This is a genomic window from Pantoea sp. Acro-807 (genome assembly GCF_011752675.1).
Taxonomy (GTDB): Bacteria; Pseudomonadota; Gammaproteobacteria; order Enterobacterales; family Enterobacteriaceae; genus Pantoea; species Pantoea eucrina.
Genome location: NZ_VWXE01000007.1, coordinates 114792 through 140011, shown reverse-complemented (window position 1 = coordinate 140011; position 25220 = coordinate 114792). Strand labels below are relative to the sequence as shown.

General features: G+C 57.9%; 20 protein-coding genes. 8 read left to right on the top strand and 12 right to left on the bottom strand.

What is annotated here, in order from left to right; all coding sequences use genetic code 11:
* Window positions 1–68 precede the first annotated feature (68 nt).
* From pyrH to rpsB, 3 genes are all read right to left on the bottom strand, one after another.
* Window positions 69–794 (bottom strand): UMP kinase, encoded by a 726-nt coding sequence (gene pyrH, locus F3J39_RS15565; protein ID WP_039382729.1) that lies wholly within the window; start codon window positions 792–794, stop codon window positions 69–71.
* Between the two features lie 153 nt (window positions 795–947).
* Window positions 948–1799 carry a translation elongation factor Ts gene (gene tsf, locus F3J39_RS15560; RefSeq protein WP_039382726.1) on the bottom strand — a complete coding sequence of 284 codons (852 nt, stop codon included), beginning with the start codon at window positions 1797–1799 and terminating at the stop codon, window positions 948–950.
* Between the two features lie 184 nt (window positions 1800–1983).
* A complete protein-coding gene (gene rpsB / locus F3J39_RS15555; RefSeq protein WP_039382724.1) occupies window positions 1984–2709 on the bottom strand; it encodes a 30S ribosomal protein S2 in 726 nt (241 codons plus the stop codon).
* Between the two features lie 320 nt (window positions 2710–3029).
* Here rpsB and map point away from each other — a divergent pair, with 320 nt between their 5' ends.
* From map to F3J39_RS15535, 4 genes are all read left to right on the top strand, one after another.
* On the top strand, window positions 3030–3821 hold the full coding sequence (gene map, locus F3J39_RS15550; protein ID WP_039382722.1) for a type I methionyl aminopeptidase: 792 nt from the start codon (window positions 3030–3032) through the stop codon (window positions 3819–3821).
* Between the two features lie 65 nt (window positions 3822–3886).
* Window positions 3887–6544 (top strand): bifunctional uridylyltransferase/uridylyl-removing protein GlnD, encoded by a 2658-nt coding sequence (gene glnD / locus F3J39_RS15545; protein ID WP_071669050.1) that lies wholly within the window; start codon window positions 3887–3889, stop codon window positions 6542–6544.
* Between the two features lie 74 nt (window positions 6545–6618).
* Complete coding sequence (dapD, locus tag F3J39_RS15540) at window positions 6619–7443, top strand: 2,3,4,5-tetrahydropyridine-2,6-dicarboxylate N-succinyltransferase (protein ID WP_039382717.1); 825 nt, start codon at window positions 6619–6621, stop codon at window positions 7441–7443.
* A 279-nt stretch (window positions 7444–7722) separates the two neighbouring features.
* On the top strand, window positions 7723–8115 hold the full coding sequence (locus F3J39_RS15535; protein WP_039382714.1) for a DUF3461 family protein: 393 nt from the start codon (window positions 7723–7725) through the stop codon (window positions 8113–8115).
* A 42-nt stretch (window positions 8116–8157) separates the two neighbouring features.
* On the opposite strand, the gene F3J39_RS15530 is transcribed toward F3J39_RS15535, so the two are convergent.
* The 3 genes from F3J39_RS15530 to dgt all read right to left on the bottom strand — a co-directional run bounded on the left by F3J39_RS15530 (window position 8158) and on the right by dgt (window position 12544).
* Entirely contained in the window at window positions 8158–9315 is a 1158-nt protein-coding gene (locus tag F3J39_RS15530) for a CdaR family transcriptional regulator (RefSeq protein WP_104085519.1), read from the bottom strand.
* Between the two features lie 160 nt (window positions 9316–9475).
* Window positions 9476–10915, bottom strand: coding sequence for a serine endoprotease DegP (gene degP / locus F3J39_RS15525; protein WP_166714366.1), 1440 nt, complete (start codon window positions 10913–10915; stop codon window positions 9476–9478).
* 135 nt (window positions 10916–11050) lie between these two features.
* Window positions 11051–12544: a dGTPase gene (gene dgt, locus F3J39_RS15520; protein WP_039382705.1), complete on the bottom strand. Its 1494-nt coding sequence runs from the start codon at window positions 12542–12544 to the stop codon at window positions 11051–11053.
* Window positions 12545–12640: 96 nt separating this feature from the next.
* Here dgt and mtnN point away from each other — a divergent pair, with 96 nt between their 5' ends.
* From mtnN to F3J39_RS15505, 3 genes are all read left to right on the top strand, one after another.
* Window positions 12641–13339 carry a 5'-methylthioadenosine/S-adenosylhomocysteine nucleosidase gene (mtnN, locus tag F3J39_RS15515; RefSeq protein ID WP_039382702.1) on the top strand — a complete coding sequence of 233 codons (699 nt, stop codon included), beginning with the start codon at window positions 12641–12643 and terminating at the stop codon, window positions 13337–13339.
* The gene (gene btuF / locus F3J39_RS15510; protein ID WP_094111885.1) at window positions 13332–14126 is read left to right on the top strand and encodes a vitamin B12 ABC transporter substrate-binding protein BtuF; all 795 of its coding nucleotides are present in this window, start codon (window positions 13332–13334) and stop codon (window positions 14124–14126) included. The genes mtnN and btuF overlap by 8 nt, the downstream gene beginning before the upstream one ends.
* 118 nt (window positions 14127–14244) lie before the next feature.
* The gene (locus F3J39_RS15505; protein ID WP_039382696.1) at window positions 14245–14496 is read left to right on the top strand and encodes a hypothetical protein; all 252 of its coding nucleotides are present in this window, start codon (window positions 14245–14247) and stop codon (window positions 14494–14496) included.
* Between the two features lie 32 nt (window positions 14497–14528).
* Here the strand turns inward: F3J39_RS15505 and erpA are convergent, their stop codons facing one another.
* Window positions 14529–14876, bottom strand: a complete 348-nt coding sequence (erpA, locus tag F3J39_RS15500) for an iron-sulfur cluster insertion protein ErpA (protein WP_039382693.1) — start codon at window positions 14874–14876, stop codon at window positions 14529–14531.
* A 231-nt stretch (window positions 14877–15107) separates the two neighbouring features.
* Here erpA and hemL point away from each other — a divergent pair, with 231 nt between their 5' ends.
* Complete coding sequence (hemL, locus tag F3J39_RS15495; RefSeq protein ID WP_166714365.1) at window positions 15108–16388, top strand: glutamate-1-semialdehyde 2,1-aminomutase; 1281 nt, start codon at window positions 15108–15110, stop codon at window positions 16386–16388.
* An 81-nt stretch (window positions 16389–16469) separates the two neighbouring features.
* Here the strand turns inward: hemL and fhuB are convergent, their stop codons facing one another.
* The 5 genes from fhuB to mrcB all read right to left on the bottom strand — a co-directional run bounded on the left by fhuB (window position 16470) and on the right by mrcB (window position 25133).
* The gene (fhuB, locus tag F3J39_RS15490) at window positions 16470–18446 is read right to left on the bottom strand and encodes a Fe(3+)-hydroxamate ABC transporter permease FhuB (protein ID WP_108570003.1); all 1977 of its coding nucleotides are present in this window, start codon (window positions 18444–18446) and stop codon (window positions 16470–16472) included.
* Window positions 18446–19324, bottom strand: a complete 879-nt coding sequence (gene fhuD / locus F3J39_RS15485; RefSeq protein WP_094112285.1) for a Fe(3+)-hydroxamate ABC transporter substrate-binding protein FhuD — start codon at window positions 19322–19324, stop codon at window positions 18446–18448. The genes fhuB and fhuD overlap by 1 nt, the downstream gene beginning before the upstream one ends.
* A 9-nt stretch (window positions 19325–19333) precedes the next feature.
* A complete protein-coding gene (gene fhuC / locus F3J39_RS15480) occupies window positions 19334–20128 on the bottom strand; it encodes a Fe3+-hydroxamate ABC transporter ATP-binding protein FhuC (protein WP_039382680.1) in 795 nt (264 codons plus the stop codon).
* Between the two features lie 43 nt (window positions 20129–20171).
* Window positions 20172–22367, bottom strand: coding sequence for a ferrichrome porin FhuA (gene fhuA / locus F3J39_RS15475; protein ID WP_166714364.1), 2196 nt, complete (start codon window positions 22365–22367; stop codon window positions 20172–20174).
* Window positions 22368–22577: 210 nt separating this feature from the next.
* A complete protein-coding gene (mrcB, locus tag F3J39_RS15470; RefSeq protein WP_094112287.1) occupies window positions 22578–25133 on the bottom strand; it encodes a bifunctional glycosyl transferase/transpeptidase in 2556 nt (851 codons plus the stop codon).
* Window positions 25134–25220: the final 87 nt, after the last annotated feature.

Genomic DNA, 25220 nt, shown 5'->3' with positions numbered 1-25220 from the left:
GTCAGGTAGTGGCGCAGCGTCAGGCACTGCGCTATCAGAATATACCTTATTTTACCTTGCGTCGGATATTAATGCGTAATCAGGGTGCCTTCTTTTTCACCCATTACCACGCGACGCAGTGCGCCAGGCTTATTCATGTTGAAGACGCGAATCGGCAGTGCGTGGTCACGCGCCAGCGTAAAGGCGGCCAGATCCATAACTTTCAGCTCTTTTTCCAGCACTTCAGCGTAGCTGAGCTGATCGTACAGCGTCGCGTCCGGATTTTTCACCGGATCGGCTGAGTAGACGCCATCTACTTTGGTCGCCTTCAACACGACGTCCGCTTCAATCTCAATGCCGCGCAGGCAGGCAGCAGAATCGGTAGTAAAGAACGGGTTGCCGGTACCGGCAGAGAAGATCACCACGCGGTTATTACGCAGCAGGCTGATCGCTTCAGCCCAGCTGTAGTTGTCACAGACGCCGTTAAGCGGGATGGCAGACATCAGGCGTGCGTTCACATAGGCGCGGTGCAGCGCATCACGCATTGCAAGGCCGTTCATGACGGTCGCCAGCATACCCATGTGGTCGCCTACTACGCGGTTCATACCCGCCTGAGCGAGGCCTGCACCACGGAACAGGTTACCGCCACCAATCACCACACCTACCTGGATGCCCAGCTCAACCAGCTCTTTCACCTCTTGCGCCATGCGGTCAAGCACGCTCGCGTCGATACCAAAACCTTCGGCACCCTGCAGGGCCTCGCCGCTCAGTTTCAGTAGGATACGTTGGTATACAGGTTTTGCGTTGGTCGCCATGGTCAATTCTTCCTGGAGGATAAGATGAATGAGAAGTTAAATCTGGTGGATCATCCGCTTAGCGCGTCAAAAAAGCTATTGGGATGAGACTGAAAATCACTGCGCCAAAACGCAGACAAAAAAGAACCGCCTCGCGGCGGTTCCGGTCACTCATTAAGACTGTTTGGACATCGCAGCCACTTCAGCTGCAAAGTCGGTTTCAACTTTCTCAATGCCTTCGCCCACTTCAAAGCGGATGAAGTTGATGACATCTGCGCCTTTCTCTTTCAGCGCCTGACCCACAGTTTTGCTTGGGTCGATAACGAAAGCCTGACCAGTCAGAGAGACTTCGCCGGTGAATTTCTTCATACGGCCTTCAACCATCTTCTCTGCGATCTCTTTTGGCTTGCCAGACTGCATCGCGATATCCAGCTGTACCTGGTACTCTTTCTCAACCACGTCAGCAGAAACATCTTCTGGCTTAACGAACTCTGGCTTGCTTGCCGCAACGTGCATTGCGATCTGCTTGCTCAGCTCTTCATCAGCAGCGGTGGTAGAAACCAGAACGCCGATACGCGCGCCGTGCTGGTAGCTGTTCAGCTGAGCGCCTTCCAGTACTGCTACGCGACGGATGTTGATGTTCTCACCGATTTTAGCAACCAGTGCAACACGCTCTTCTTCGAACTGTGCTTTCAGCGCTTCAACGTCGGTGATTTTGCCGGCAGTAGCTGCATCCAGAACTTTGTCAGCAAACGCCTGGAAACCGCCATCTTTAGCAACGAAGTCAGTCTGGCAGTTAACTTCCAGAATCACACCGTAACCATCAACGATTTTGGTTTTGATCACGCCGTCAGCTGCAACGTTACCTGCTTTTTTCGCAGCTTTGATTGCGCCAGACTTACGCATGTTTTCAATTGCCAGCTCGATGTCGCCGTTCGCTTCGGTCAGCGCTTTTTTGCAGTCCATCATGCCTGCGCCAGTACGCTCACGCAGTTCTTTTACCAATGCAGCGGTAATTTCAGCCATTCCAGAATCCTCGGTTCGTTTCCGGGTGCGTGCGCACGCGCAGAAACCTGTTGCGGAAAATTTACTCTGCCCCGCCAGCCCGTAACAGGGAGCGCGACAGACGGAGATAAATAAAAGGGGCCTGTGCGGCCCCTTATACAGATAACATCTGATGTCTAAGGGCTCTCAGAAAGAGCAATCCTTATTAAGCGTTTTCTAAAGACGCGTCTTCAGCCTGCTCAGCCAGGTCCTGTGAACGGCCTTCGCGCACGGTAGTGGCAACAGCAGTCAGGTACAGGCTTACAGCACGGATCGCATCGTCGTTACCAGGGATAACGAAATCAACGCCATCTGGATCAGAGTTGGTATCAACGATAGCAAATACCGGGATACCCAGGTTGTTTGCTTCTTTGATTGCGATGTGTTCGTGGTCAGCATCAACAACAAACAGCGCATCTGGCAGACCGCCCATGTCTTTGATACCACCCAGGCTGTTTTCCAGCTTGGCCAGCTCACGAGCACGCATCAGTGCTTCTTTCTTGGTCAGTTTGTCGAACGTGCCGTCCTGAGACTGAGTTTCCAGATCTTTCAGACGTTTGATTGACTGACGAACGGTTTTCCAGTTAGTCAGCATACCACCTAACCAGCGGTGGTTAACGAAGAACTGGTCGCAGCTCAGAGCTGACTCTTTTACCGCTTCAGCAGCAGCGCGCTTGGTACCAACGATCAGGATTTTACCTTTGCGAGAAGAGATCTTCTGCAGCTCAGCCAGAGCGTCGTTGAACATTGGTACAGTTTTCTCAAGGTTGATGATGTGAACCTTGTTACGTGCACCAAAAATGAATGGCTTCATTTTTGGGTTCCAGTAACGGGTCTGGTGACCGAAGTGAACACCAGCCTTGAGCATGTCGCGCATGGAAACAGTTGCCATGATTACCTCTAAAGTATGTTTGGGGTTGGGCCTCCATGTATCCCATACGACCGACCTCTTTCAAGGCACCCCGGCGTATGTGTCGATACATGTGTGTTTTAGTACACATAATGAGATTTATGCGCTTCCTGCCGTCTCGCTTTCGTAAGACAGCAGAGAATCGTCGGCGCGCTTTATACCATAACAGGTATAAATACGCCAGCGGTTGTTAGCGCAAAACGTGTGCGGCAATCCCGATTTGGCAGCCCATTTGCTGCCTGCTAACATGACTGCCACAGAACTCATTATTGTCGAAAATTTCGGCGATTGCGGAAAAATTCATGGCTATCTCAATTAAAACTCCTGACGAAATCGAAAAAATGCGCGTGGCGGGCCGCCTGGCCGCTGAAGTGCTGGAAATGATCGCCCCTCACGTTGTGCCGGGTGTGACCACCGGTGAGCTTGATCGCCTCTGCCACGAGCACATCACACAGCAGCAGCAGGCGGTTTCTGCCTGCCTTGGCTATCACGGCTTCCCTAAATCGGTCTGCATCTCGGTAAACGAGGTGGTGTGCCACGGTATTCCCAGCGACGATCGCGTCCTGAAAGAGGGTGATATCGTGAACGTTGATGTCACCGTCATTAAAGATGAGTATCACGGTGATACCTCAAAAATGTTTATCGTCGGCAAACCCACTATCCTCGGCGAGCGCCTCTGCCGCGTGACGCAGGAGAGCCTCTATATCGCTCTGCGTCTCGTTAAGCCAGGCATCCGCCTGCGTGAGCTGGGACGCGCGATCCAGCAATACGTTGAGGCGCAGGATTTCTCCGTGGTGCGTGAGTATTGCGGTCACGGTATTGGCAAAGGCTTCCATGAAGAGCCGCAGGTGCTGCACTATGACGCCGACGACAGCGGTGTGGTGCTGCAGGCCGGCATGACGTTTACCGTGGAGCCGATGGTTAACGCAGGCGATTACCGCATCCGCACCATGAAGGATGGCTGGACGGTGAAAACCAAAGATCGCAGCTTGTCCGCGCAGTATGAGCATACTATTGTGGTGACAGAAACTGGCTGTGAGATTCTGACGCTGCGTGAGGATGACACTATTCCGGCGCGGCTGGAAAACGTCTGATCCTCTCTCTGCTACCCACTGAGCCGGCTTAATGCCGGCTTTTTAATGCGCGAAGGGGCATGTTGATGAGCGGTAACGTGACCGAGGCAGTACACAAAATTCTCACCGATTCACCCGCCGGCTGGGCTGACGACGCGCTAACGCGTGAACAGCTGAAAGCCGCGCTGGAGCAGTTTCAGCACGCGCTGAGCCTCGCCTTTGATGCCGGCAGCGACGTGGAGTCGCTGATCGACACGCGCACGCTGTTTATCGATCGTCTGCTGCGACGGCTGTGGCGTTTCTTCGGTTTTGATACGCTAAGTGATATGGCGCTGGTCGCGGTGGGCGGCTATGGCCGTGGCGAGCTGCATCCGCTGTCGGACATCGACATTCTGATCCTCAGCCGTCAGCCCCTTGATGAGGCCGCCGCGCAGCGCACCTCTGAACTGATCACGCTTATGTGGGATCTGCGGCTTGAGGTGGGACACAGCGTGCGCACGCTTGAGGAGTGCCTGCTGGAGGGCTTATCCGATCTCACCGTGGCAACCAACCTGATTGAATCGCGCATGCTGACCGGCGACGTTGCGCTGTTTCTTGAGCTGCAGAAGAATATCTTCAGCGAAGGCTTCTGGCCCTCATCGCGCTTTTTTGCTGCCAAAATTGAAGAGCAGCAGGAGCGCCATCAGCGTTACCACGGCACCAGTTACAATCTCGAACCCGATATCAAAAGCAGTCCGGGCGGCCTGCGCGATATCCATACCCTGCAGTGGGTAGCGCGTCGCCATTTTGGTGCCACCACCATGGATGAGATGATGGGCTTTGGGTTCCTGACCGAAGCGGAGCGCAATGAGATCAACGAGTGTCAGGAGTTTCTCTGGCGCATCCGCTTCGCCCTGCATCTGACGCTGCCACGCTACGACAACCGCCTGCTTTTTGATCGGCAACTGACCGTCGCGCATCGCCTCAGCTACTCCGGCGAAGGCAACGAGCCGGTTGAGCGCATGATGAAAGATTTCTACCGCGTAACGCGCCGCATTAGCGAGCTGAACCAGATGCTGCTGCAGCTGTTTGATGAAGCGATCCTCGCCCTGCCAGCGACCGAAAAGCCGCGTGCGCTGGATGATGATTTTCAGCTACGCGGCGACCTGATTGACCTGCGCGACCCGGATCTGTTTCAGCGCGAGCCGCAGGCCATTCTGCGCATGTTTTATGTCATGGTACGCAACGCCTCAATTACCGGGATCTACTCCACTACCCTGCGCCAGCTGCGTCATGCGCGCCGCCATCTGCGGCAGCCGCTGTGCCAGATTGCTGAGGCGCGCCGCACTTTTATGGCGATTCTGCGTCATCCCGGCGCGGTAAAACGCGCGCTGCTGCCGATGCATCGCCATAGCGTACTCTCCGCCTATACGCCGCTCTGGGGCAACGTGGTCGGCCAGATGCAGTTTGATCTGTTTCACGCCTACACGGTGGATGAGCACACCATTCGCGTGTTGCAGAAGCTGGAGAGCTTCGCCGATGAGAGCACGCGGCCAAAGCATCCGCTGTGTGTGGAACTCTGGCCGCGCCTGCCCCAGCCGGAGCTGCTGCTGATGGCAGCGCTGCTCCATGATATTGCCAAAGGCCGCAACGGCGATCACTCAATACTGGGCGCGCAGGATGCGCTGGAGTTTGCTGAGCTGCACAACCTCAACTCCCGGGAGACCCAGCTGGTGGCCTGGCTGGTGCGTCATCATCTGCTGATGTCGGTCACCGCCCAGCGTCGCGATATTCAGGACCCTACGGTGATCCAGCAGTTCGCCGAGGTAATGCAGAATGAGAATCGCCTGCGCTATCTGGTCTGCCTCACCGTCTCCGATATCTGCGCCACCAATGAGAGCCTGTGGAACAGCTGGAAGCAGAGCCTGCTGCGCGAGCTGTTTTTTGCTACCGAGAAGCAGCTGCGACGCGGCATGGAAAATAGCCCGGATCTGCGCGAGCGGGTGCGCCACCATCGTCTGCAGGCGCTGGCGCTGCTGCGCATGGAGAACCTCAATGAAGAGCGGCTGCACCATATCTGGAGCCGCTGCCGCGCCGACTATTTTCTGCGCCATACGCCTAATCAGCTGGCGTGGCACGCCCGTCATCTGATTGACCACGACCTCAGCCAGCCGCTGGTGCTGGTCAGCCCGCAGGCGACGCGCGGCGGCACGGAGATTTTTATCTGGAGCCCGGATCGCCCCTATCTGTTTGCCGCCGTAGCGGGTGAACTCGACCGCCGTAATCTCAGCGTGCACGACGCGCAAATCTTTACCAGCCGTGACGGCATGGCAATGGATACCTTTATCGTCCTCGAACCCGATGGCAGTCCGCTTTCACCCGATCGCCACCCGCTGATTATTCAGGCATTACAGCAGGCCATTACGCAGCAGGAGTGGGTGCCGCCGCGTACCCGTCGCCAGTCCGCGCGCCTGAAACATTTCAGCGTGGACACTGACGTGAAATTTTTGCCGACCCACACCGACCGGCGCAGCTATCTGGAGCTGATCGCGCTCGATCAGCCAGGATTGCTTGCCCGGGTAGGTGAAGTCTTTGCCGATCTCGGCGTGTCGCTGCACGGTGCGCGCATCAGCACCATCGGCGAACGGGTTGAGGATCTCTTTATCCTCGCCAACAGCGAACGGCGCGCGCTGAATGCAGAAATGCGCGATGTGTTACAACAACGGTTGACAGAGGCCCTTAATCCAAACGATAAAGTGTCCTGAATCACACTGCACAGATAAATTGAATCCTGTCCGGACACGTCCGGGCATCCGTATGACAGACTCAGGAAATAGCTATGCAACAGTTACAGAGCGTTATTGAATCCGCCTTTGAGCGCCGTGCTGACATCACGCCCGCCAGCGTCGACAGTGCCACCCGTGAAGCGATCAATCAGGTGATTGGTCTGCTGGACAGCGGCGAACTGCGCGTCTCTGAAAAAATCGATGGCGAATGGGTAACGCATCAGTGGCTGAAAAAAGCGGTGCTGCTGTCGTTTCGCATCAATGACAATCAGGTTATGGAAGGGGCTGAAACCCGCTTTTATGACAAGGTGCCGATGAAGTTTGCCGGCTGGGACGACGCGCGCTTTAAAGCGGCAGGTTTCCGCGTGGTGCCACCAGCGGCCGTACGCCAGGGCGCTTTTATTGCGCGTAACACCGTGCTGATGCCTTCTTACGTCAACATCGGGGCTTTTGTCGATGAAGGTACCATGGTTGATACCTGGGCCACCGTGGGCTCCTGTGCGCAGATTGGCAAAAACGTGCATCTCTCCGGCGGCGTGGGCATTGGCGGCGTACTGGAGCCGCTGCAGGCTAATCCAACCATCATCGAAGATAACTGCTTTATCGGCGCACGTTCCGAAATCGTTGAGGGCGTGATTGTCGAGGAGGGTTCGGTGATCTCAATGGGCGTTTATATCGGCCAGAGCACCAAAATTTACGATCGCGAAACCGGTGAAGTTCACTACGGCCGCGTCCCGGCTGGTTCAGTAGTGGTCTCAGGTAATCTGCCGTCGAAAGATGGCAGCTACAGCCTCTACTGCGCGGTAATCGTGAAAAAAGTTGACGCTAAGACGCTGAGCAAAACGGGTATCAACGAACTGCTGCGTACTATCGATTAACTTCTCTGAGCGCTTTTCTTACGCATGACGGCACTGGCAACGGTGCCGTCATTTTTTCTTTACACCCCGCCTGATACAACCTGTTTTGCGCCGCAAATTAACTGGTGCGTTTACTTTTCAAACAGTTCATAATCCGCGCCAGTTAACTCCGGACGCGCACTGTCTGACCCGGTTTTTCGTCTAAAGTTTATAAGTATGCCGTAAGCGTTCCGGATCCGACCTGGAACGATTGATGACATGTCTGCGCGCTCACTCACTCTCAGAGGGAATTTAAACGCCATGTATGACAACCTGAAAAGCTTAGGTATCAGCAATCCTGAAGACATCGATCGTTACAGTCTGCGTCAGGAAGCGAACAACGACATCCTGAAAATCTATTTCCGCAAAGATAAAGGCGAATTTTTTGCCAAGAGCGTGAAATTCAAATATCCGCGCCAGCGCAAAACCGTGGTGGCCGAACATAACGGTCAGGGCTTCCGTGAAATTCAGGAGATCAGCCCCAACCTGCGTTACGTTATCGATGAGCTGGATCAGATTTGCCAGCGCGATCGGGTTGAGGTGGATCTGAAGCGCAAGATCCTCGACGATCTGCGCCATCTGGAGAGCGTGGTCTCTAATAAGATCGCTGAGATTGAAGCCGATCTCGATCAGTTGACCCGTAACAGCCGCTGATCCGTTTACACATCGCACTCAGGCCAGCGCTGCTGGCCTTTTTTACGCCCGTTCATCCAGCTGCAGCGCCACATACAGCAGCAGCCGGTCGTCGAAATTGCCGAGATCCAGTCCGGTCAGTTCTGAAATCCGGTTCAGACGATACTCCAGCGTATTACGATGAATAAACAGCGCGCGTGCCGTGGCGCCAGGCTGCACGTTATGGCTGAACCAGGCGAGCAGCGTACGCCGTAATAAACCGTTGGTATCGATGCTTCTGAGTTTTTCCAGCGGACGCGCCAGCTCGCTGGCCTGCCAGCCGCCACGCAGGCTGTCGAGCAGTACCGGCAGCACCAGATCCTGATAAAAAAAACTGCGCTGCTCCGGCATACGCTGCTTGCCCACTGACATAGTTGTGCGGGCAGTACGCCACGAGCGCGCAATGCCGCCCGGTCCGGGGAAATAATTGCCCAGCGCAATCCGCATACGCACCTGACCGCTCTCTTTCATACGCTGCAGCAGCTGGTCAACGCGCCGGCGGTGATCGTCGTGATCGTAACGGCCGTGAGCGTTCAGCGCGGGTTTCAGCACCACCATCTCCGTCAGCGATACGATGGCAATGAGGTTATCGCGATCCGGCGTGGTCAGCAGCGTCTGCAGCTGCTGCAGCTCTGACATTGCGCTGTCTACGCCCAGCTGGCCGCTATCCACTTCCACTACCGCCACCACACGCGGCTGGTTAAGATCGATGCCCAGCCGCTGCGCCCATTCGTTCAGCGTCGGCGAGAGTGTGTCGCTGCGGATCAGGTTAAGCACCAGCTCTTCGCGCAGGCGGCTATCCTGCGCCAGCAGATGCAGCAGCCGCGCCTGTTCCAGCATCATCTCCGCCGTCATACAGACCAGTTCGCCGTAATGCCGCAGGGCAGCAGGTTCTCCGGTCAGCCCGATGACTCCCACGATGCTGCCTTCAATGCGCAGCGGCAGATTGATGCCAGGCCGCACGCCGTGCAGATGCTTTGCTACCGCTTCATCAATATCTACCACCCTGCCCTGCGACAGTACCAGCAGCGCGCCCTCGTGCAGCTCGCCGATACGTTCACGATCGCCGCTGCCGATAATGCGCCCGCGCGCATCCATCACGTTGACGTTGCTGTCGATAATTTTCATGGTGCGCGCAACGATATCCTGCGCCAGACGCGCATCAAGATGAGAGGTTGCCATGGTTCACTTCCTGAGCAAGGGGCAAACCGACAGAATACGCATCCTGCTGACGGCTGACATTGTGCAATTGCACATAGTGGCGGAGAGATTGCGGAAAATGTTACCGGGTGCACAAAAGAAAAAAGGCGAGCCGCAGCCCGCCCGGTTTATGCAGGGAGAATTACTGCATCAGCAGATAAAGCGACGCATCACCGCGCAGAATGTTGAGCGCCAGTACCGGCGGTTTCGTGTCGAGAATTTTACGCAGTTCACCCAGGTTATCGATCGCCTGCTGGTTAACCCCGAGGATGATGTCACCTTTCTTCAGGCCGATACGCGCGGCCGCGCTGCCTGCTTTCACGCTGTCAACGCGCACCCCTTTGTGGCCATTGCTCTCCACGTTGCTGAGATCGGCGCCTTCAATACCGGTGTAAATGGTCGCCGACTGCACTTTATCTTTGGTGCTCTGCTGCAGCTCTACCGTCACGCTCTGGGATTTACCCTCGCGCAGCAGACCCAGCTGAAGTTTGGTGCCCGTCGGCAGCGAGCCCACTTCAGCACGCAGGGCAGCAAAGCTGCTCAGCGGCTTGCCATTCAGTGAAACCACGACGTCGCCGGCTTTCACGCCCGCTTTTGCCGCCGCAGAACCAGGCAGAACCTGGCTGACAAAGGCGCCGCGCTGGGCATCAACCTTCATCGCTTTCGCCAGCTCTGAGTTCAGCTCGGTGCCGAGGATCCCCAGCTCACCGCGTTTAACCTGACCAAACTCCACCATCTGCGCCGTCAGGTTTTTCACCATCGAGCTGGGAATAGCAAAGCCGATGCCGATGTTACCGCCATCCGGTGCCAGAATAGCCGTGTTAATCCCGATCAGCTCGCCGTTCAGATTGACCAGCGCACCGCCCGAGTTGCCGCGGTTGATGGCGGCGTCAGTCTGGATAAAGTTCTCGTAATTCTCCACATTCAGGCCGCTGCGGCCCAGCGCAGAGACGATGCCGGAGGTCACGGTTTCACCCAGCCCGTAAGGGTTGCCGATCGCAACGGTATAGTCACCTACCCGCAGCGTATCGGAATCGGCCATTTTAATCGCCGTGAGGTTTTTCGCATCCTGCAGCTGGATCAGGGCAATATCAGACTGCGGATCTTTACCGATGATTTTGGCCTCATAGCGGCGGCCGTCGCTGAGCTGAACCTGAATTTTTGTGGCGTTGTCCACTACGTGGTTGTTGGTAACCACATAGCCTTTCTCTGCGTTAATAATGACGCCGGAACCGAGTGCGCGGAACGGCTGTTTTTGTGCATTGCCCGGTGCGCCATCATCTGCGCCACCGCCACCCTGACAGAGCGGCGATCCCTGAAAAGGCGATCCATCCTGACAGAAAGGCGAATTATTGCCAAAGAACTGCTGAAACTGCTGCGGCATGCGCGGCGTTTTTACCGCAGTGCTGCCTTCAACGTTGATGCTCACCACGGAAGGCATCACTTTTTCCAGCATGGGTGCCAGACTGGGCAGCTGCTGGCTGGAGGAGGACGCCGTTTCAGCGGCAAATACTGCAGCAGGCGCGCACGCCATACTCAGACTCAGTGCCAGCGCACTCAGCATCAATCTGTTTTTTTTCATTCGTTTTTTCTCTCTGAAAGTTGCAGCCTGACCATTGCTGTGGCCGTCATAACGGAGATAAATTTTATACGCAAAAAAGGCGATAAAGTTTTGCCTAAAGGTAAATATTTATGCGTCGTCTTTACAAAACTGGCCCTATTCTACCGCCATCATCCGGCGATATTCGTCCCACGCATAATTATCCGTCATGCCGCTGATATAATCCTGAATAAGGCGGAAGCGATAATAGCGCTCCCATAACAGCCGCTGATATTTATGCTCAACGACGCGCGCGCGCATCTGCTGCTGGTACGCCTTACGATGTTTACCGGAGAGCTTATGGAACAGGCGCGTCTCAATAGGATGGCCCGCCAGATAATCATCATTCATTAAGGTGGTAAATTGCTCATAATTGAGCTGCATCAGCGACTGATAGATCTCCAGCAGGCCTTTAATTACCCGGTAGCCCTGCAGCTCCAGCTGCTCTACTTCAGGATGATTAAATACCTGCTGACGCGCCACGGTTTTAAACAGCTTCAGCAGCCGCCCTTCATCACCATCATCTTCCAGCAGGGCGTGATTAAAATTGCCGGAGAAAATGGCCGGCAGGTTATCGACAAAGCGCCGCACCGCATGGCCTACCAGCAGATTCTGCACGTTTACGCGCAGCGACATAAAAAACTGATCGCTGATGCTGCGCCGTTTTTTCTGATTCGCCTCTTTCCAGGCCTCACCAATGGTGCGGCTAAATGCATCACCGGGAATCAGCGGCCCCCAGGCTTTAACCAGCGCGTGATAGAGCGTATCCACGGTAAATATCGCTTTTTCAACGGCATCATCCAGGTCGGCAATACAGTATGAAATATCATCCGCCGCCTCCATTATCCAGGTCAGCGGATAGCGATGATGTTCCGCCAGATCGGTGGCGACGCGCAGCTCCGCAATATATTCCCGTTCAGAGAGATAAAAGCCGGGTTTTTTCATCAGGACGCTGAATTCAGCCGGCTTCTCACCCTGCCACCAGGCGGGGGCAGTATATTTCAGAATGCAGGCGACCTGGGCATAGCTAAGGTTAAGCTGCAGCAGCGTATGGACCAGCCGAATCGCCTGTGCATTCCCCTCAAAATTGCACAGATCCTGACGAATCATTGCATTCAGTTCGTTAAAGTCAGCCTGCTGTTCGTCGCTGGCCACGCCGGCGACCAGCGGATCCACCAGCTCTGCCGGCAGATTATCTTCGAACCAGTCATTAATCGCTGCTTCGCCAAAATGTCCAAACGGCGGGTTGCCGACGTCATGCAGCAGACAGGCCATCTCGACCAGCGTCTCTGTAGCCCCTTCAAAACCGTCCAGGCCATACTGCTCCAGCCCGCCGCCCTGGGTTTTCAGGGTATGGAGAATCTCCTTGGTAATGTAGCGGCCGGTCTGCTGGACCTCCAGCGAATGAGTCAGCCGCGAGCGTACGGCTGCGTTGCGCTCCAGCGGGAATACCTGGGTTTTTTGCTGCAGCCGGCGGATAGCGGCGGAGTTAATGATCCGGCCCCGATCGCTCTCAAAATGGCGGGTGATCGCGTATTCGCCTTCCGGCGCTTTACGGCTGGTATAAGGGCGCGTGAAACCGATCTTCTTCCTGAAATTAATCGCCACCATAGCGGGCCCTCTTTTTGGTGAATTCATCGCTCTGAAGCCATGATAGACTATGCCTCAGTTTCCTCTTAAACATCTATAAACACAGCGAGATTCTTTATGAAAGCAGGCATTATTGGCGCGATGGAGCAGGAAGTTACCCTGCTGCGTGACAAAATTGAAAACCGTCAGACGCTGAAGCTGGCCGGATGTGAAATCTATACCGGTACCCTGAATGGCGTTGAGGTTGCCCTGCTGAAATCAGGAATCGGGAAAACGGCCGCCGCGCTGGGCACCACCCTGCTGCTGCAGCTCTGCAAACCCGATCTGGTGATCAACACCGGCTCTGCGGGTGGCCTTGCGCCGACGCTGCAGGTCGGGGATATCGTGGTATCTGATGAAGTACGCTATCACGACGCCGACGTCACCGCTTTTGGCTATGTGCCGGGTCAGATGGCAGGTTGCCCGGAAGCGTTTGTGGCCGACAGCCAGCTGGTGACGGCCGCTGAGCAGACAATTAGCGAGCTGCAGCTGAACGCCGTGCGCGGCCTGGTGGTCAGCGGCGACGCGTTTATCAACGGTGCAGAGCCGCTGGCACGCATCCGCTCACAGTTTCCGCAGGCGATTGCCGTAGAAATGGAAGCCACCGCCATTGGTCATGTTTGTCACCAGTTTAACGTGCCGTTTGTCGTGGTACGCGCCATCTCTGACGTCGCCGATAAAACCTCCCACCTGAGTTTTGATGAGTTTCTCAGCGTGGCGGCCAGACAATCCTCTCTGATGACAGAGCGCCTGCTTGCCCGTCTGACGCATGGCTAAGTGGCTGCTCGCCGGGCTGCTGCTGCTCTGCAGCGGCCTGGTGTTAGCGGCTCCGCGCGTCATTACCCTCGCCCCGCATCTTACAGAGATGGCCTTTGCCGCCGGTATCACACCGGTGGCGGTCAGCGCCTGGTCCGACTATCCACCCGCTGCCCGGACGCTGCCGCAGGTAGCGAACTGGCAGGGCATCGGCGTTGAGCAGGTGCTGCAACTGAAACCAGACGTGGTACTGGCGTGGCGTGGCGGTAACCCGGCGCGTCAGATTGAACAGCTGCAGCACGCTGGCGTCAGGGTGGTCTGGATCGATCCGCAAAGCCTGGATGAGATGATAGATACCGTGCAGTCGCTGGCGCGCTGGAGCCCGCGGCCTGAACAGGCTGTTTCAGCTGCGCAGGCGCTGCGGGCGCAGGAAGCTGCATTGCGCCAGCGCTACCGGCACGCTGCTCCGGTGGCGCTGTTTCTGCAGTTCGGACAGCAGCCGCTGTTTACCGCTTCGCGTAACACGCTGCAAAATGAGATCGTCACGCTGTGCGGCGGGCAGAATATTTTTGCCGACAGCCGGGTTAGCTGGCCGCAGGTCAGCCGGGAGCAGGTGCTGATACGGCAGCCGCAAGCGATTGTCATCAGCGGCGATACCGCACAGGCCGCCAGCATCACCCGGTTCTGGCGCTCACAGCTCAGCGTACCGGTGATTGCCATTAACCCCGACTGGCTGAGCCGCCCCGGTCCGCGCCTGCTGCTGGCCGCGCAGCAGCTCTGCGCTGCGCTGCATCCGCTAAAAAAATAAGCGCCCGCGCATAAAGTTTAGCCCGCATATGTCGACAATGAAGAGAGCAGGCACGGCAGCCACGTAAGCTCCGTGCCCTTTTAGCGCAACGCGCTTTTGACTACACCAGGAATTAATCATGACCCGAGCTGTACTGCTGGCCATTATGCTGGCGGGCGCGGCGTCCGCCATGGCGGCTGGCACCAGCGGCTCGATTGCGGTGTCGCTGACTATCGTGTCACGCTGCACTGTCTCATCCGCCAGTGCACCGGGGCTGCCCGCCGCTGACTGCGCGGGCGGTAGCGGCGCTCAGCCACGTATTTCCCGGCAGACGCTCACGGGCGATGCGCGCCGGCACGACACAACACAATTAGTCACTATTGAGTGGTAGAACTGGCTGCCGGAACGGCAGCCAGACTGGCATCAGATACTGAAAGAGGAACCACAGCCGCAGGTGGTTTTAGCATTGGGGTTGGTAACAATAAAGCGCGAACCTTCCAGACCTTCGGTGTAGTCCACCGATCCGCCCACCAGATACTGCAGGCTCATTGGATCCACTACCAGCGATACGCCCTGCTTTTCGATGGTCATATCGCCATCGTTCATCTGGTCATCAAAGGTAAAACCATACTGGAAGCCGCTGCAACCGCCGCCGGTGATATAGACGCGCAGTTTCAGCGCCGGATTCTCTTCATCCGCAATCAGATTTTTTACTTTATTGGCTGCTGCATCGGTAAACTGCAAAGGCAGCGCTGCTACGTCATCACTCATGTTTTACTCCGCGTAAACGTCCAGGTCAGAAAACAACCTTAATCACGCTATTATCTGCCAGCCGCCCGGTGCAATCAAGTAGCACCCTTGACACTGTGTGCCCCTGAAATGAACTACAGTTTAAACCCTGCGTGCGCGAGGCCCCTGCTGCGCGCCGCGCGGCGGTTCACCGTCGCGGCATCTTCCCGTAGAATGACGGGATGAATTTTTCCAGACAGCCGGAGCCAAACCATGAGTAAGTCAGAAAATCTATACACCGAAGCACAACGTCTGATCCCGGGCGGCGTGAACTCCCCGGTGCGCGCGTTTACCGGTGTCGGCGGCGTACCGCTGTTTATTGAACGCGCCGATGGCGCCTTTTTGTATGACGCAGATGGTAAAGTCTATATCGACTATGTCGGCTCCTGGGGCCCGATGGTACTGGGCCACAATAACGCGACCATCCGCAACGCGGTCATTGAGGCTGCCGCGCGCGGCCTGAGCTTTGGTGCGCCGACTGAGATGGAAGTGAAAATGGCGGAGCTGGTGTGCGAGCTGATGCCGGGTATGGATATGGTGCGTATGGTGAACTCCGGTACGGAAGCGACCATGAGCGCCATCCGCCTGGCGCGCGGCTTTACCCATCGAGATAAAATTATCAAGTTTGAGGGCTGCTACCATGGTCATGCCGACTGCCTGCTGGTCAAAGCGGGTTCCGGTGCACTGACGCTGGGTCAGCCGAACTCCCCTGGCGTGCCGGCTGACTTTGCCCGCCATACGCTGACCTGCACCTATAACGATCTCGCCTCTGTCCGCACGGCGTTTGAAGAGTATCCGGACGATATCGCCTGTATCATCGTGGAACCGGTTGCCGGCAACATGAACTGTATCCCGCCGCAGCCTGACTTCCTGCCAGGCCTGCGCGCGCTGTGCGACGAGTTTGGTGCCCTGCTGATTATCGATGAGGTGATGACCGGTTTCCGCGTGGCGCTGGGCGGCGCGCAGACCTACTACAACGTGATGCCTGACCTTACCTGCCTCGGTAAAATCATCGGCGGCGGCATGCCGGTCGGCGCATTTGGTGGCCGTCACGACGTGATGGAAGCGCTGGCACCTACAGGTCCGGTCTACCAGGCGGGCACGCTGTCGGGTAACCCGATTGCGATGGCAGCCGGTTTTGCCTGCCTGACGCAGATTGCTCAGCCAGGCACGCACGCCACGCTGACCGCGCTAACCACGCAGCTGGCTGAGGGCCTGCTGGCTGCCGCGCAGGCGGAAAATATCCCGCTGGTGGTAAACCACGTGGGCGGCATGTTTGGTCTGTTCTTCACCGATGCTGAAAGCGTGACCTGCTATGCAGATGTCACCCGCTGTGACACAGAGCGTTTTAAGCGCTTCTTCCATCTGATGCTGAGCGAGGGGATCTACCTGGCCCCCTCCGCCTACGAGGCGGGCTTTATGTCGCTGGCGCACACGCCGGAAGATATTGAGCGTACCGTTGCCGCAGCGCGTCGCTGCTTTGCCCAGCTGTAACGCCGGACTGCTCTGAGGAGCGACCCGCCCTGCCCTGGCAGGCCATAACAAAAAGGTGCGCCACGGCGCACCTTTTTTCTGTTACGCGCGGCGCAGCAGCCAGATGAAATAGGGGGCGCCAAAGAAGGTTGCCATCAGCCCTGCCGGGATCTGATCCGGAAACGCCAGCATCCGGCCGCACCAGTCAGCCACCAGCATCAGCCCGGCGCCGGTTACGCCAGCCATCATCATCTGCGGCAGCGCGCGCCGGAAGCCGAGCATACGCACAATATGCGGTGCCATCAGCCCGATAAAGCTCAGCGGTCCGACCGTCAGCGTCGCGGCGGCGGTCAGCGCGGCGGCCAGCAGCAGCAGCAGCAATCGTGAGGCAGTCAGTGACATCCCCGCGGAGCGGGCGGTGGCGCTGCCAAGCGGCAGCAGCGTCAGCCAGCGGCTTGCCAGCGGTGCCAGGGCGACCAGTATCAGCGCGATGACCGCACTCTGCAGCGCCTGCGGCAGCGAGATGCTATAGGTGGAGCCGGAGATCCAGCTCAGCAGCCCCTCCATGCGCGGATCGCCGCTCGCCAGCAGTAGCATCAGCAGCGTGGCAAACGCGCTGTTCAGCGCCATTCCTGCCAGCAGCATACGCTGCGGTGAAAAGCCCCCCCGGCTGGCAACCAGCATAATGACGCCGAGCGTTAACGCTCCTCCGGCTATCCCTGCCGGCAGCAGCCACGCCAGCGCATCGCCCGGCACAAAAAACAGCATCAGCACCACGCCGCACGCCGCCCCGGAACTGATACCCAGCACTTCCGGGCTGGCCATCGGGTTGCCGGTCAGACGCTGGATCAGCGTACCCGCCACGCCCAGCATCATTCCCACCGCCAGCGCCGCCAGCACGCGCGGTGCGCGCCACGGCAGCAGCTGCTGCAGCATGTCACCGCTTACCCATGCCCAGCCCGTAGCGTTACGGCCAAAACTGATACCCGCAACGGTCAGCAGCAGCAGCACCGCCAGCCCCGTCAGCACCCAGCGCAGCACACGCTGACGCTCGGCCGGCACCCGATCCCCGGCGTTCATCTCCGGCGGCTGAGAGCCGGCACGCAGCCGCGGCAGCAGCCACAGCAGCAGCAGCACCCCGGTCAGCGCCGTCGCCGTGCCGGTCGAAATCTCACGCCAGTACACCGTGAGCAACTGCACCGACTGATCGGCCAGCCACAGCAGCAGTGCACCAATCAGCGGAGCCAGCAGAATGCGGCTGAGCAGCCGCCGCGCACCCAGCATTTTTGCCAGCAGCGGCGCAAATAGCCCAATAAAACCGATAATGCCGGCAATGTTCACCAGCTGCGCGCTGAGCAGAATTGCCAGCGCCAGCGCGGCAACGCGTGCGATGGAAAGCGACAGGCCAAGATTTTTTGCCACGCCATCATCCAGTCCCATCAGCGTCAGCGGACGCAGCAGCGCCAGCGTCAGCACAAACGCCAGCAGCAGCCGGGGCCAGAGCAGCGCCACGTTGTGCCCGTCGAGCTGATTAAGCGCCCCGGTGCTCCAGAGGAACATATTCTGCAGCTGATCGTGATTAAAGATGGCAAAGACCTGATTGACCGCGCCGGCATACAGGCTCAGAACCAGTCCGGCGAGGATCAGCGTCACCGGTGAAAGCCGTCTGCCCCACGCCACGCCAAACACCAGCACGCCGACCAGCAGCGCACCGCCTGTCGCCGCAAACTGCTGCGTAAGCTCACCACCCGGCAGCTGCCACAGCGTGGCAACGGTAATGCCCAGCTGAGCGCCGGAGGAGATACCCAGCGTGGCAGGCTCTGCCAGCGGATTACGCAGCACCTGCTGAAACAGCAGGCCCGCCAGTCCCAGTCCGGCGCCGAGCAGCAGCGCCAGTGCCAGACGCGGCAGCAGACTGTAGTGAAAGACCATCTGGCGAATCGCATCGATATCGGGCGTGAAAAACGCCTGCGGCCACTGTGCCAGCGGCAGCGCGTGCTGCAGGTTGATAAAGGTCAGCAGCAGAGCGATAGCAAATATTGCGCTCAGCAGCGCGGCGGGAAAAAGAGAGATACGCATTAACGGGGCTCCAGCGCGCTTTCCAGCACGCGTACAAATCGCAGGGCTGCCAGCGTGGCACCGTAATACCATACGGCCGGCACGCGCCGGAAGCGGCCAGCACGCACAAACGGCAATGCCTGCCACAGCGCGGTGCGGGTCACCTGCTGCATATCGCGCTGATTATCGTGGTCAAAACAGAGCACCTCAACGTTACCCACTTCAGCCAGCCGCTCCAGGCCGATGACCGCGCTGCCCCAGTAGCTGGTTTCACCCTGCCAGGCACTGGTAAGACCGAGCCGCTGCATGACATCCAGAAACAGGCTGTTCTGCCCGAAAACAATGGCGTGCCGGCTGTCGAGCAGCGACATCAGCAGGATTGGTCGTCCGGCCCATCCCTGCAGGCGCACCCGTGCCGCCGCCAGCTGCTGTCCGGTCTCCTGCAGATGCTGCTCCGCCTGCGCCTCGCGTCCAATGTGCGCGCCCAGCTGCCGCAGCGAGTGTTGCGCGGCGCTGAACGGCTTGCCGTCGCCGCTGTGAAGCGAAAAACCCAGCGTCGGGGCGATATGCTGCAGCGTTTCTGCTGACGGACCAAAGCCGCTGTAATACAGGATCAGTGAGGGATCCAGCTGCGTCATCAGCTCCAGATTAGGTTCACCACGCAGGCCAAGATCGACGGTACTGGCGGGCAGCGGCGGCTCGCCAACCCAGATATTGTAGTTGTGTACATCCGCCACGCCGAGCGGTGCCACGCCCAGCGCCATCAGCAGTTCAGCTGAGAGCCACTCCAGCGCCAGAATGCGTGAATTGTCCGGCACGGCAGCACGCAGCGGCGCGCACTGCATAAGCGGCGAGAGCGCCAGCGCCGTCAGCAGACGACGACGGGTCAGTGAGATCATCCCTGCTCCTCAGCGAACAAAACTGACGGGCGCGCCGCCCTGCGGGTGCGGCAGTATGCCCATCGGAATACCGTAGATCGTGCCCAGCACGTCAGCCTGCATGATCGCCGCCGGTTCCCCTTCGGCGATAACCTCGCCCTGACGCAGCGCCACCAGCCTGTCGCAGTAGCGCGCCGCCATGTTGATATCGTGCAGCACGGCAATCACGGTGAGTCCGCGCTCGCGGCTCAGCCGCTGGATCAGCGCCAGCACCTCAACCTGATGCGCAATATCCAGCGCCGACGTTGGCTCATCCAGCAGCAGGCAGCGGCTATTTTGCGCCACCAGCATCGCCAGCCAGGCGCGCTGACGCTCGCCGCCGGAGAGGCTATCCACCAGACGGCCGGCAAAGGGTTTCAGTCCCACCAGCGCAATCGCCTCCTCAACCCGGTTGCGATCTTCCGCGCCGTAACGTCCCAGCGCACCGTGCCACGGATAGCGCCCCATCGCCGTCAGTTCGCGCACCGTCATGCCTTCTGCCGCAGGCAGCTGCTGAGGCAGATAGGCCACCTGACGTGCAAACGCTTTGCTGTTCCAGTGCGCCACCGGTTCGCCGTTCAGTAGCACTTCTCCTGCCGTCGCAGCATGATGGCGCCCCAGCATTTTCAGCAGGGTCGATTTTCCCGAGCCGTTATGGCCAATCAGTGCGGTCACTTTTCCCGGTGTAAACGTAAGCGACAGCGGATGCAGCAGCGTGCGCCCCGGCACGTGAAAGCTGGCACTATCCAGCGCAAAAGTGGTTTCGGCGTAGTGCGAATGCAGCATGGTACTCCCTGGCTAACGGGCGCAGCGCGCCCGGATATCAGTCTCAGAAACGGAAGGTAGCGGTACCCACGATACGGCGCTCAGCGCCCCAGTAGCAGGCGTAGTCGCGGTAGCAGCTGGCGACGTAGTCACGATTGAACAGATTGTTGACGTTGACGCCCACAGTCGAACCCGGCAGGCCGAAGCGACCCAGGTCGTACTTCAGCGCGGCGTCTACCGTGGTGTAAGCGGCGACATCGAAGTTCTGGTTCACGTTGCTACCGCTGGCATACAATCCTTTGCTTTCACCGACGTAACGCACACCGGCACCGATAGTTACGCCCGATAGCGCCGTGTCATGGAAGGTGTAGTCGCCCCACAGCGATGCCATGTGCTTCGGCACCTGCACCGGCGTGCGGCCTTTCAGCAAGTTATCTTCGGTGTATTCCGCATCGGTATAAGAGTAAGCCGCCGTCAGGTTGATGCTGGCGTTCACCGCGGCTTTCGCTTCCAGCTCCACGCCGCGTGAACGGATTTCGCCGCTCTGCACGCTAAACTGCGGATTATCAGGATCGGCCGTCAGGTTTTTGGTTTTGGTGAGCTGATACACAGCGGCCGTCATAACAATCGGACGATCTTTCGGCACATATTTTACGCCTGCCTCATACTGCTTAGCGCGTGAAGGATCGAACGCCTGACCGTTCCCTGTCGCACCAGCATTCGGGATGAACGCTTCGCTATAGCTGAAGTAAGGTGCAATACCATTATCGAATACGTAGTTAACCCCGCCGCGCCAGGTAAATGCCTGATCATTCTGACGGTCTACGGAATTTTCCACCCGATCGGTAACGGAGTTCATCGCGTAATCGTAGCGGCCACCGAGTGTTAACACCCAGCGGTTCCATTCCATTTGATCCTGCGCATACAGGCCAGTCTGGCGCTGCTGATTTAAATGCTGATAAGGATTGGTATAAGGGGTATAGCTGTCATCACCATATTGCGGATTGAATGGGCTAAGACCACTGGCGACACCAAACTGACCATCAATGTCGTTACGGGTGCGCTGGAAATCAACGCCCAGCAGCAAGGTATGAGCTAAATCACCGGTAGCAAAGTTAGCCTGGGCCTGCGTATCAACCGCGAACTGGTTGAGTTTCTCTTTCGAGAATGCCGCATTACGGGTAATACGTTGATTATCAGGGTTATAACCGAAGCCATAAATGCTGCGGTAATCCGTACGCAGTTCGGCATAGCGCAGGTTCTGCCGCACCGTCCAGGTATCGCTGAAGCTATGCTCAACGCTGTACCCGACCATTTTGGTGTTGCGCGAAATCTTGTTGCTCTCTTCGCCTTCATCAAAATGGGTCGGCAGTTTGTAACTGCTGCCGTCCGGGCGGGTGATGCCCACCACCGTGCCTTCGCGCGGCAGCCAGCCGTAATAGCCGGTTTCCGGTTCATTCTGGAAGTAAGTCAGCAGGTCAAAACGCGTATTTTCGTCCGGACGCCAGCTGAATGAAGGCGCAATGGTGTAGCGCTTCTCTTTGTTCATCGCCTGCTGCGCATCAGCGCTGCGCGCGAGGCCGGTCAGACGATAGCTGTAGACGCCTGCGTCATCGAGCGCGCCGCCGAAATCGAAACCGGTTGAGAACAGATTGTCATTGCCCATCTGGAACTGCACTTCACGCAGCGTCTCCTGCGTGGGGCGCTTGCTGACCAGCGCCACTACGCCGCCCGGATTACTTTTTCCATAGAGCACCGATACCGGGCCGCGCAGCAGCTCCGCACGCTCCAGGAACCAGGGATCGAGGGCGAATTCTGAGTAGTTGTCGCCCTGCAGTTTCAGGCCATCCAGATACTGATTGGTGTTGGTTTCGCTGAAGCCGCGAATCGAGAGTGCATCAATCACGTCCGAACTGCCGCGGTTACCGGTCAGTACGCCAGGGGTATAGTTGAATGCCCCTTTAACGCTGGTGACGGCATGCATCGCCATCTCTTCCTGCGTCACCACCGAAACCGACTGCGGGTTTTTTTCAATCGGCGTATCGGTTTTGGTGCCGGTGGCGCTCTGCTTCGCCGCAATGGTCGGGGCCGGGCCCCAGGCGCTCTCCTGTGCCACCGTGCCGGTATCGGCAGCGGTGACAACAACAGTCTCTTCTGCCAGCGCCTGCGCGCTCAGCGTACCCAGTGTTAACGCAATGAATAAAGCCAGCGGGCGACGAGGCGTCAGCTCCGGCCGGAAAAAAGTAGTTCGCGCACTCATGAAGGAGTCTCTCAACAGATGAACAATGCGGGCGAATGAAAACGATAATGATTATCAGACGCAAAGATTCTAGGCGAAGCTGCGCGCGATCTGCAAGATGTAATCTGCGCGATTGCCGCAATTACTGCCCGATTGCAGCATCGATTGATCGCGGATAAAAAACCGGAGGCAAAAAAAAGGGCGCCGGAGCGCCCTGTATGAAGGGATGACTTATTTACTGCCGAACATATCTTTGATCCAGCCCGCCACGCCGTCAGAATCCTTTTGCTCATTCTGCGACTGTTGCTGCTGTTGCTGTTGCTGTTGCTGTTGCTGCTCAGGCTGCTGCTGCTGTTGCTGCTGGAACACCTGCTGCTGCTCCATCTGCTGCTGGCAGAGTGCGGCCGGATCCAGCGTCCAGACCGGCAGTGAACGCCAGGTACTGCTGCCAGATCCGCAGACGAAATTACCCGCAGAATCAACGTTCATCTGCGTGATATCCTCCGGCGGCGTCAGGACCAGCGGCATCGGCGCCTGATTATCGAGATAGCGACGGTAAATCTGCATCGCACCGCTGGAGCCATAGAGTTTCGACGTCTGGTTGTTATCACGTCCGACCCAGGTAATCGCCACTTCTTTACCGTCAACACCGGCAAACCAGCTGTCGATCAGATCGTTGGTGGTCCCGGTTTTGCCCGCCAGGTGCGCTTTCGGATAGCGTGCGCCCAGAGCATGGGCGGTACCGCGTTCCGCCACCTGCTGCATGGTATAGAGCGTCAGATAGGCCGCCTGAGCAGGCTCCACGCGCTGCGCCTGCGGAAAGCTCTGGAACAGAACCGAGCCATCTTCAGCGATGACCGAACGCACCGCCGACAGGTCAGCACGGTTGCCGCCGCTGGCGATCGACTGGAACGCCTGCGCCACTTCCACCGGCGTCAGGTTCAGCGCGCCCAGCAGCATCGCCGGCACCGGATGTAGCTGATCTTTCGACACGCCCAGTTTATTCCAGGTATCCACTACCGCATCCAGCCCCAGCGTCATGCCCAGATTAACCGTTGGCACGTTCATGGAGTTAGTCAGCGCATCCACCAGCATCACCTTGCCGCTGAAGCGACGATCGTCGTTCATTGGCTTCCAGACGCTGCCGTTGGGCTGCTTCAGCGCAATCGGTTCATCCGCGATCCAGCTGTTCAGCCGGTAGCTGTTGGGCTGGCTCAGCGCGGTCAGATAGGTAGCCGGTTTCGCCAGCGAGCCGATAGAGCGGCGCGCCTGCAGCGCGCGGTTATAGCCGGCAAACTGCGGATCGGAACCGCCCACCATAGCACGCACTTCACCGCTGAAGCGGTCTACCACCACCATGGCGGTTTCCAGATCTTTCAGCCCGCGCTGTTTTTTCAGCGTGGGGATCCCCTCTTCTACCGCCTTTTCAGCCGCGTCCTGTGAAACCGGATCGAGCGTGGTGAAAATTTTCACGCCCGAGAGATCTTTTACCTTGTCGCCCAGCTTCGCCTGCAGCTCATTACGCACCATCTGCATAAAGGCGGGCTGCGGGGTGATCACGCCGCCTTTAGGCTGTACGCCCAGCGGACGCGCCGAGAGCATGTCATACAGCTCCTGGTCAATCACCTGCTGCTGCTGCAGCAGACGCAGCACCAGATTACGTCGCTCCAGCGCCAGCTTTGGATTCCGCCACGGGTTGTAGAGCGAGGCGCCTTTTACCATTCCGACCAGCATCGCCTGCTGATCGAGGCTGAGCTCATCAACCGGACGCCCGAAATAGTAGAGGCTGGCCAGCGGGAAGCCGCGGATCTGATCGTTACCGGCCTGACCGAGATAGACCTCATTGAGGTAGAGCTCAAGGATGCGATCTTTGCTGTAACGCGCATCCATGATCACCGCCATATAGGCTTCACGCGCTTTACGCCATAGTGAGCGCTCATTGGTCAGGAACAGGTTTTTAACCAGCTGCTGCGTCAGCGTACTGCCGCCCTGTACCGCTTTTCCGGCGGTGATGTTGGCCAGAAATGCACGGCCGATCGAGTAAGGGCTGATCCCGTCATGCTCATAGAAGTGACGATCTTCGGTCGCGATCAGCGTATCGACCAGCAGATCCGGGAAGCCGGCACGCGGCACAAACAGACGCTGTTCGCCGTTAGGCGACTGCAGCATGGTGATCAGGCGCGGATCGAGACGGAAGAAACCGAAGTCGCGCCCGGTATCGAGATTTTTAATACCGGAGAGCTCATCGTTGCTGAAGGTCAGACGCGCGTTGATCTGTCCCTCTTTGCTGTCAGGAAAATCAAACGGCCGGCGCAGCAGATCGATGGTATTGCCCTTGACGCTGAACTCGCCCGGACGCGTAATGCGCGACACTTCGCGATACTGCGTACCTTCCAGCAGCGCAATCATCTCTTTCTTATCATAGGCCATGCCAGGCTCAAGGCTGACCATGCGCCCGTAGACGGCGGCAGGCAGCTGCCAGACTTTACCATCAATACGGCTGCGGATCTCAGAGTCGAGATAGACGCCCCAGGCCGCCATCACAACAACAACAACGAGGAAGAGCTTAATGAGCCAGCCTAACCAGCGGCGCTTGCCGCGCTGCGGGCCTTTACCCCTTCCTTTACTTTTCGGTGGCACCGGAGCGCTCTCCTCATAATCTTCATCAATATCAGTTTGCCCGATGTGGCCATCAGGCTCTTTGCGGTGCCCGCGCCGCGCGGTAGTGCGCGGCGGCTTTGGCGCTTTTCCTTTGCGCCCAATAGGTTCGCGATCGTTCCCAGACATACTCTCTTCTCTCCAGGCATAGCGGTAGCTGCGGCCGTTACTCTAACTGCTTTCTCCCGCGGCGCATGGCAGAACCCTCTGAATTCG

Coding starts and splice junctions, on each gene's coding strand:
- pyrH (WP_039382729.1), bottom strand. CDS start 794: ATGGCGACCAACGCAAAACCTGTATACCAACGTATCCTACTGAAACTG.
- tsf (WP_039382726.1), bottom strand. CDS start 1,799: ATGGCTGAAATTACCGCTGCATTGGTAAAAGAACTGCGTGAGCGTACT.
- rpsB (WP_039382724.1), bottom strand. CDS start 2,709: ATGGCAACTGTTTCCATGCGCGACATGCTCAAGGCTGGTGTTCACTTC.
- map (WP_039382722.1), top strand. CDS start 3,030: ATGGCTATCTCAATTAAAACTCCTGACGAAATCGAAAAAATGCGCGTG.
- glnD (WP_071669050.1), top strand. CDS start 3,887: ATGAGCGGTAACGTGACCGAGGCAGTACACAAAATTCTCACCGATTCA.
- dapD (WP_039382717.1), top strand. CDS start 6,619: ATGCAACAGTTACAGAGCGTTATTGAATCCGCCTTTGAGCGCCGTGCT.
- F3J39_RS15535 (WP_039382714.1), top strand. CDS start 7,723: ATGTATGACAACCTGAAAAGCTTAGGTATCAGCAATCCTGAAGACATC.
- F3J39_RS15530 (WP_104085519.1), bottom strand. CDS start 9,315: ATGGCAACCTCTCATCTTGATGCGCGTCTGGCGCAGGATATCGTTGCG.
- degP (WP_166714366.1), bottom strand. CDS start 10,915: ATGAAAAAAAACAGATTGATGCTGAGTGCGCTGGCACTGAGTCTGAGT.
- dgt (WP_039382705.1), bottom strand. CDS start 12,544: ATGGTGGCGATTAATTTCAGGAAGAAGATCGGTTTCACGCGCCCTTAT.
- mtnN (WP_039382702.1), top strand. CDS start 12,641: ATGAAAGCAGGCATTATTGGCGCGATGGAGCAGGAAGTTACCCTGCTG.
- btuF (WP_094111885.1), top strand. CDS start 13,332: ATGGCTAAGTGGCTGCTCGCCGGGCTGCTGCTGCTCTGCAGCGGCCTG.
- F3J39_RS15505 (WP_039382696.1), top strand. CDS start 14,245: ATGACCCGAGCTGTACTGCTGGCCATTATGCTGGCGGGCGCGGCGTCC.
- erpA (WP_039382693.1), bottom strand. CDS start 14,876: ATGAGTGATGACGTAGCAGCGCTGCCTTTGCAGTTTACCGATGCAGCA.
- hemL (WP_166714365.1), top strand. CDS start 15,108: ATGAGTAAGTCAGAAAATCTATACACCGAAGCACAACGTCTGATCCCG.
- fhuB (WP_108570003.1), bottom strand. CDS start 18,446: ATGCGTATCTCTCTTTTTCCCGCCGCGCTGCTGAGCGCAATATTTGCT.
- fhuD (WP_094112285.1), bottom strand. CDS start 19,324: ATGATCTCACTGACCCGTCGTCGTCTGCTGACGGCGCTGGCGCTCTCG.
- fhuC (WP_039382680.1), bottom strand. CDS start 20,128: ATGCTGCATTCGCACTACGCCGAAACCACTTTTGCGCTGGATAGTGCC.
- fhuA (WP_166714364.1), bottom strand. CDS start 22,367: ATGAGTGCGCGAACTACTTTTTTCCGGCCGGAGCTGACGCCTCGTCGC.
- mrcB (WP_094112287.1), bottom strand. CDS start 25,133: ATGTCTGGGAACGATCGCGAACCTATTGGGCGCAAAGGAAAAGCGCCA.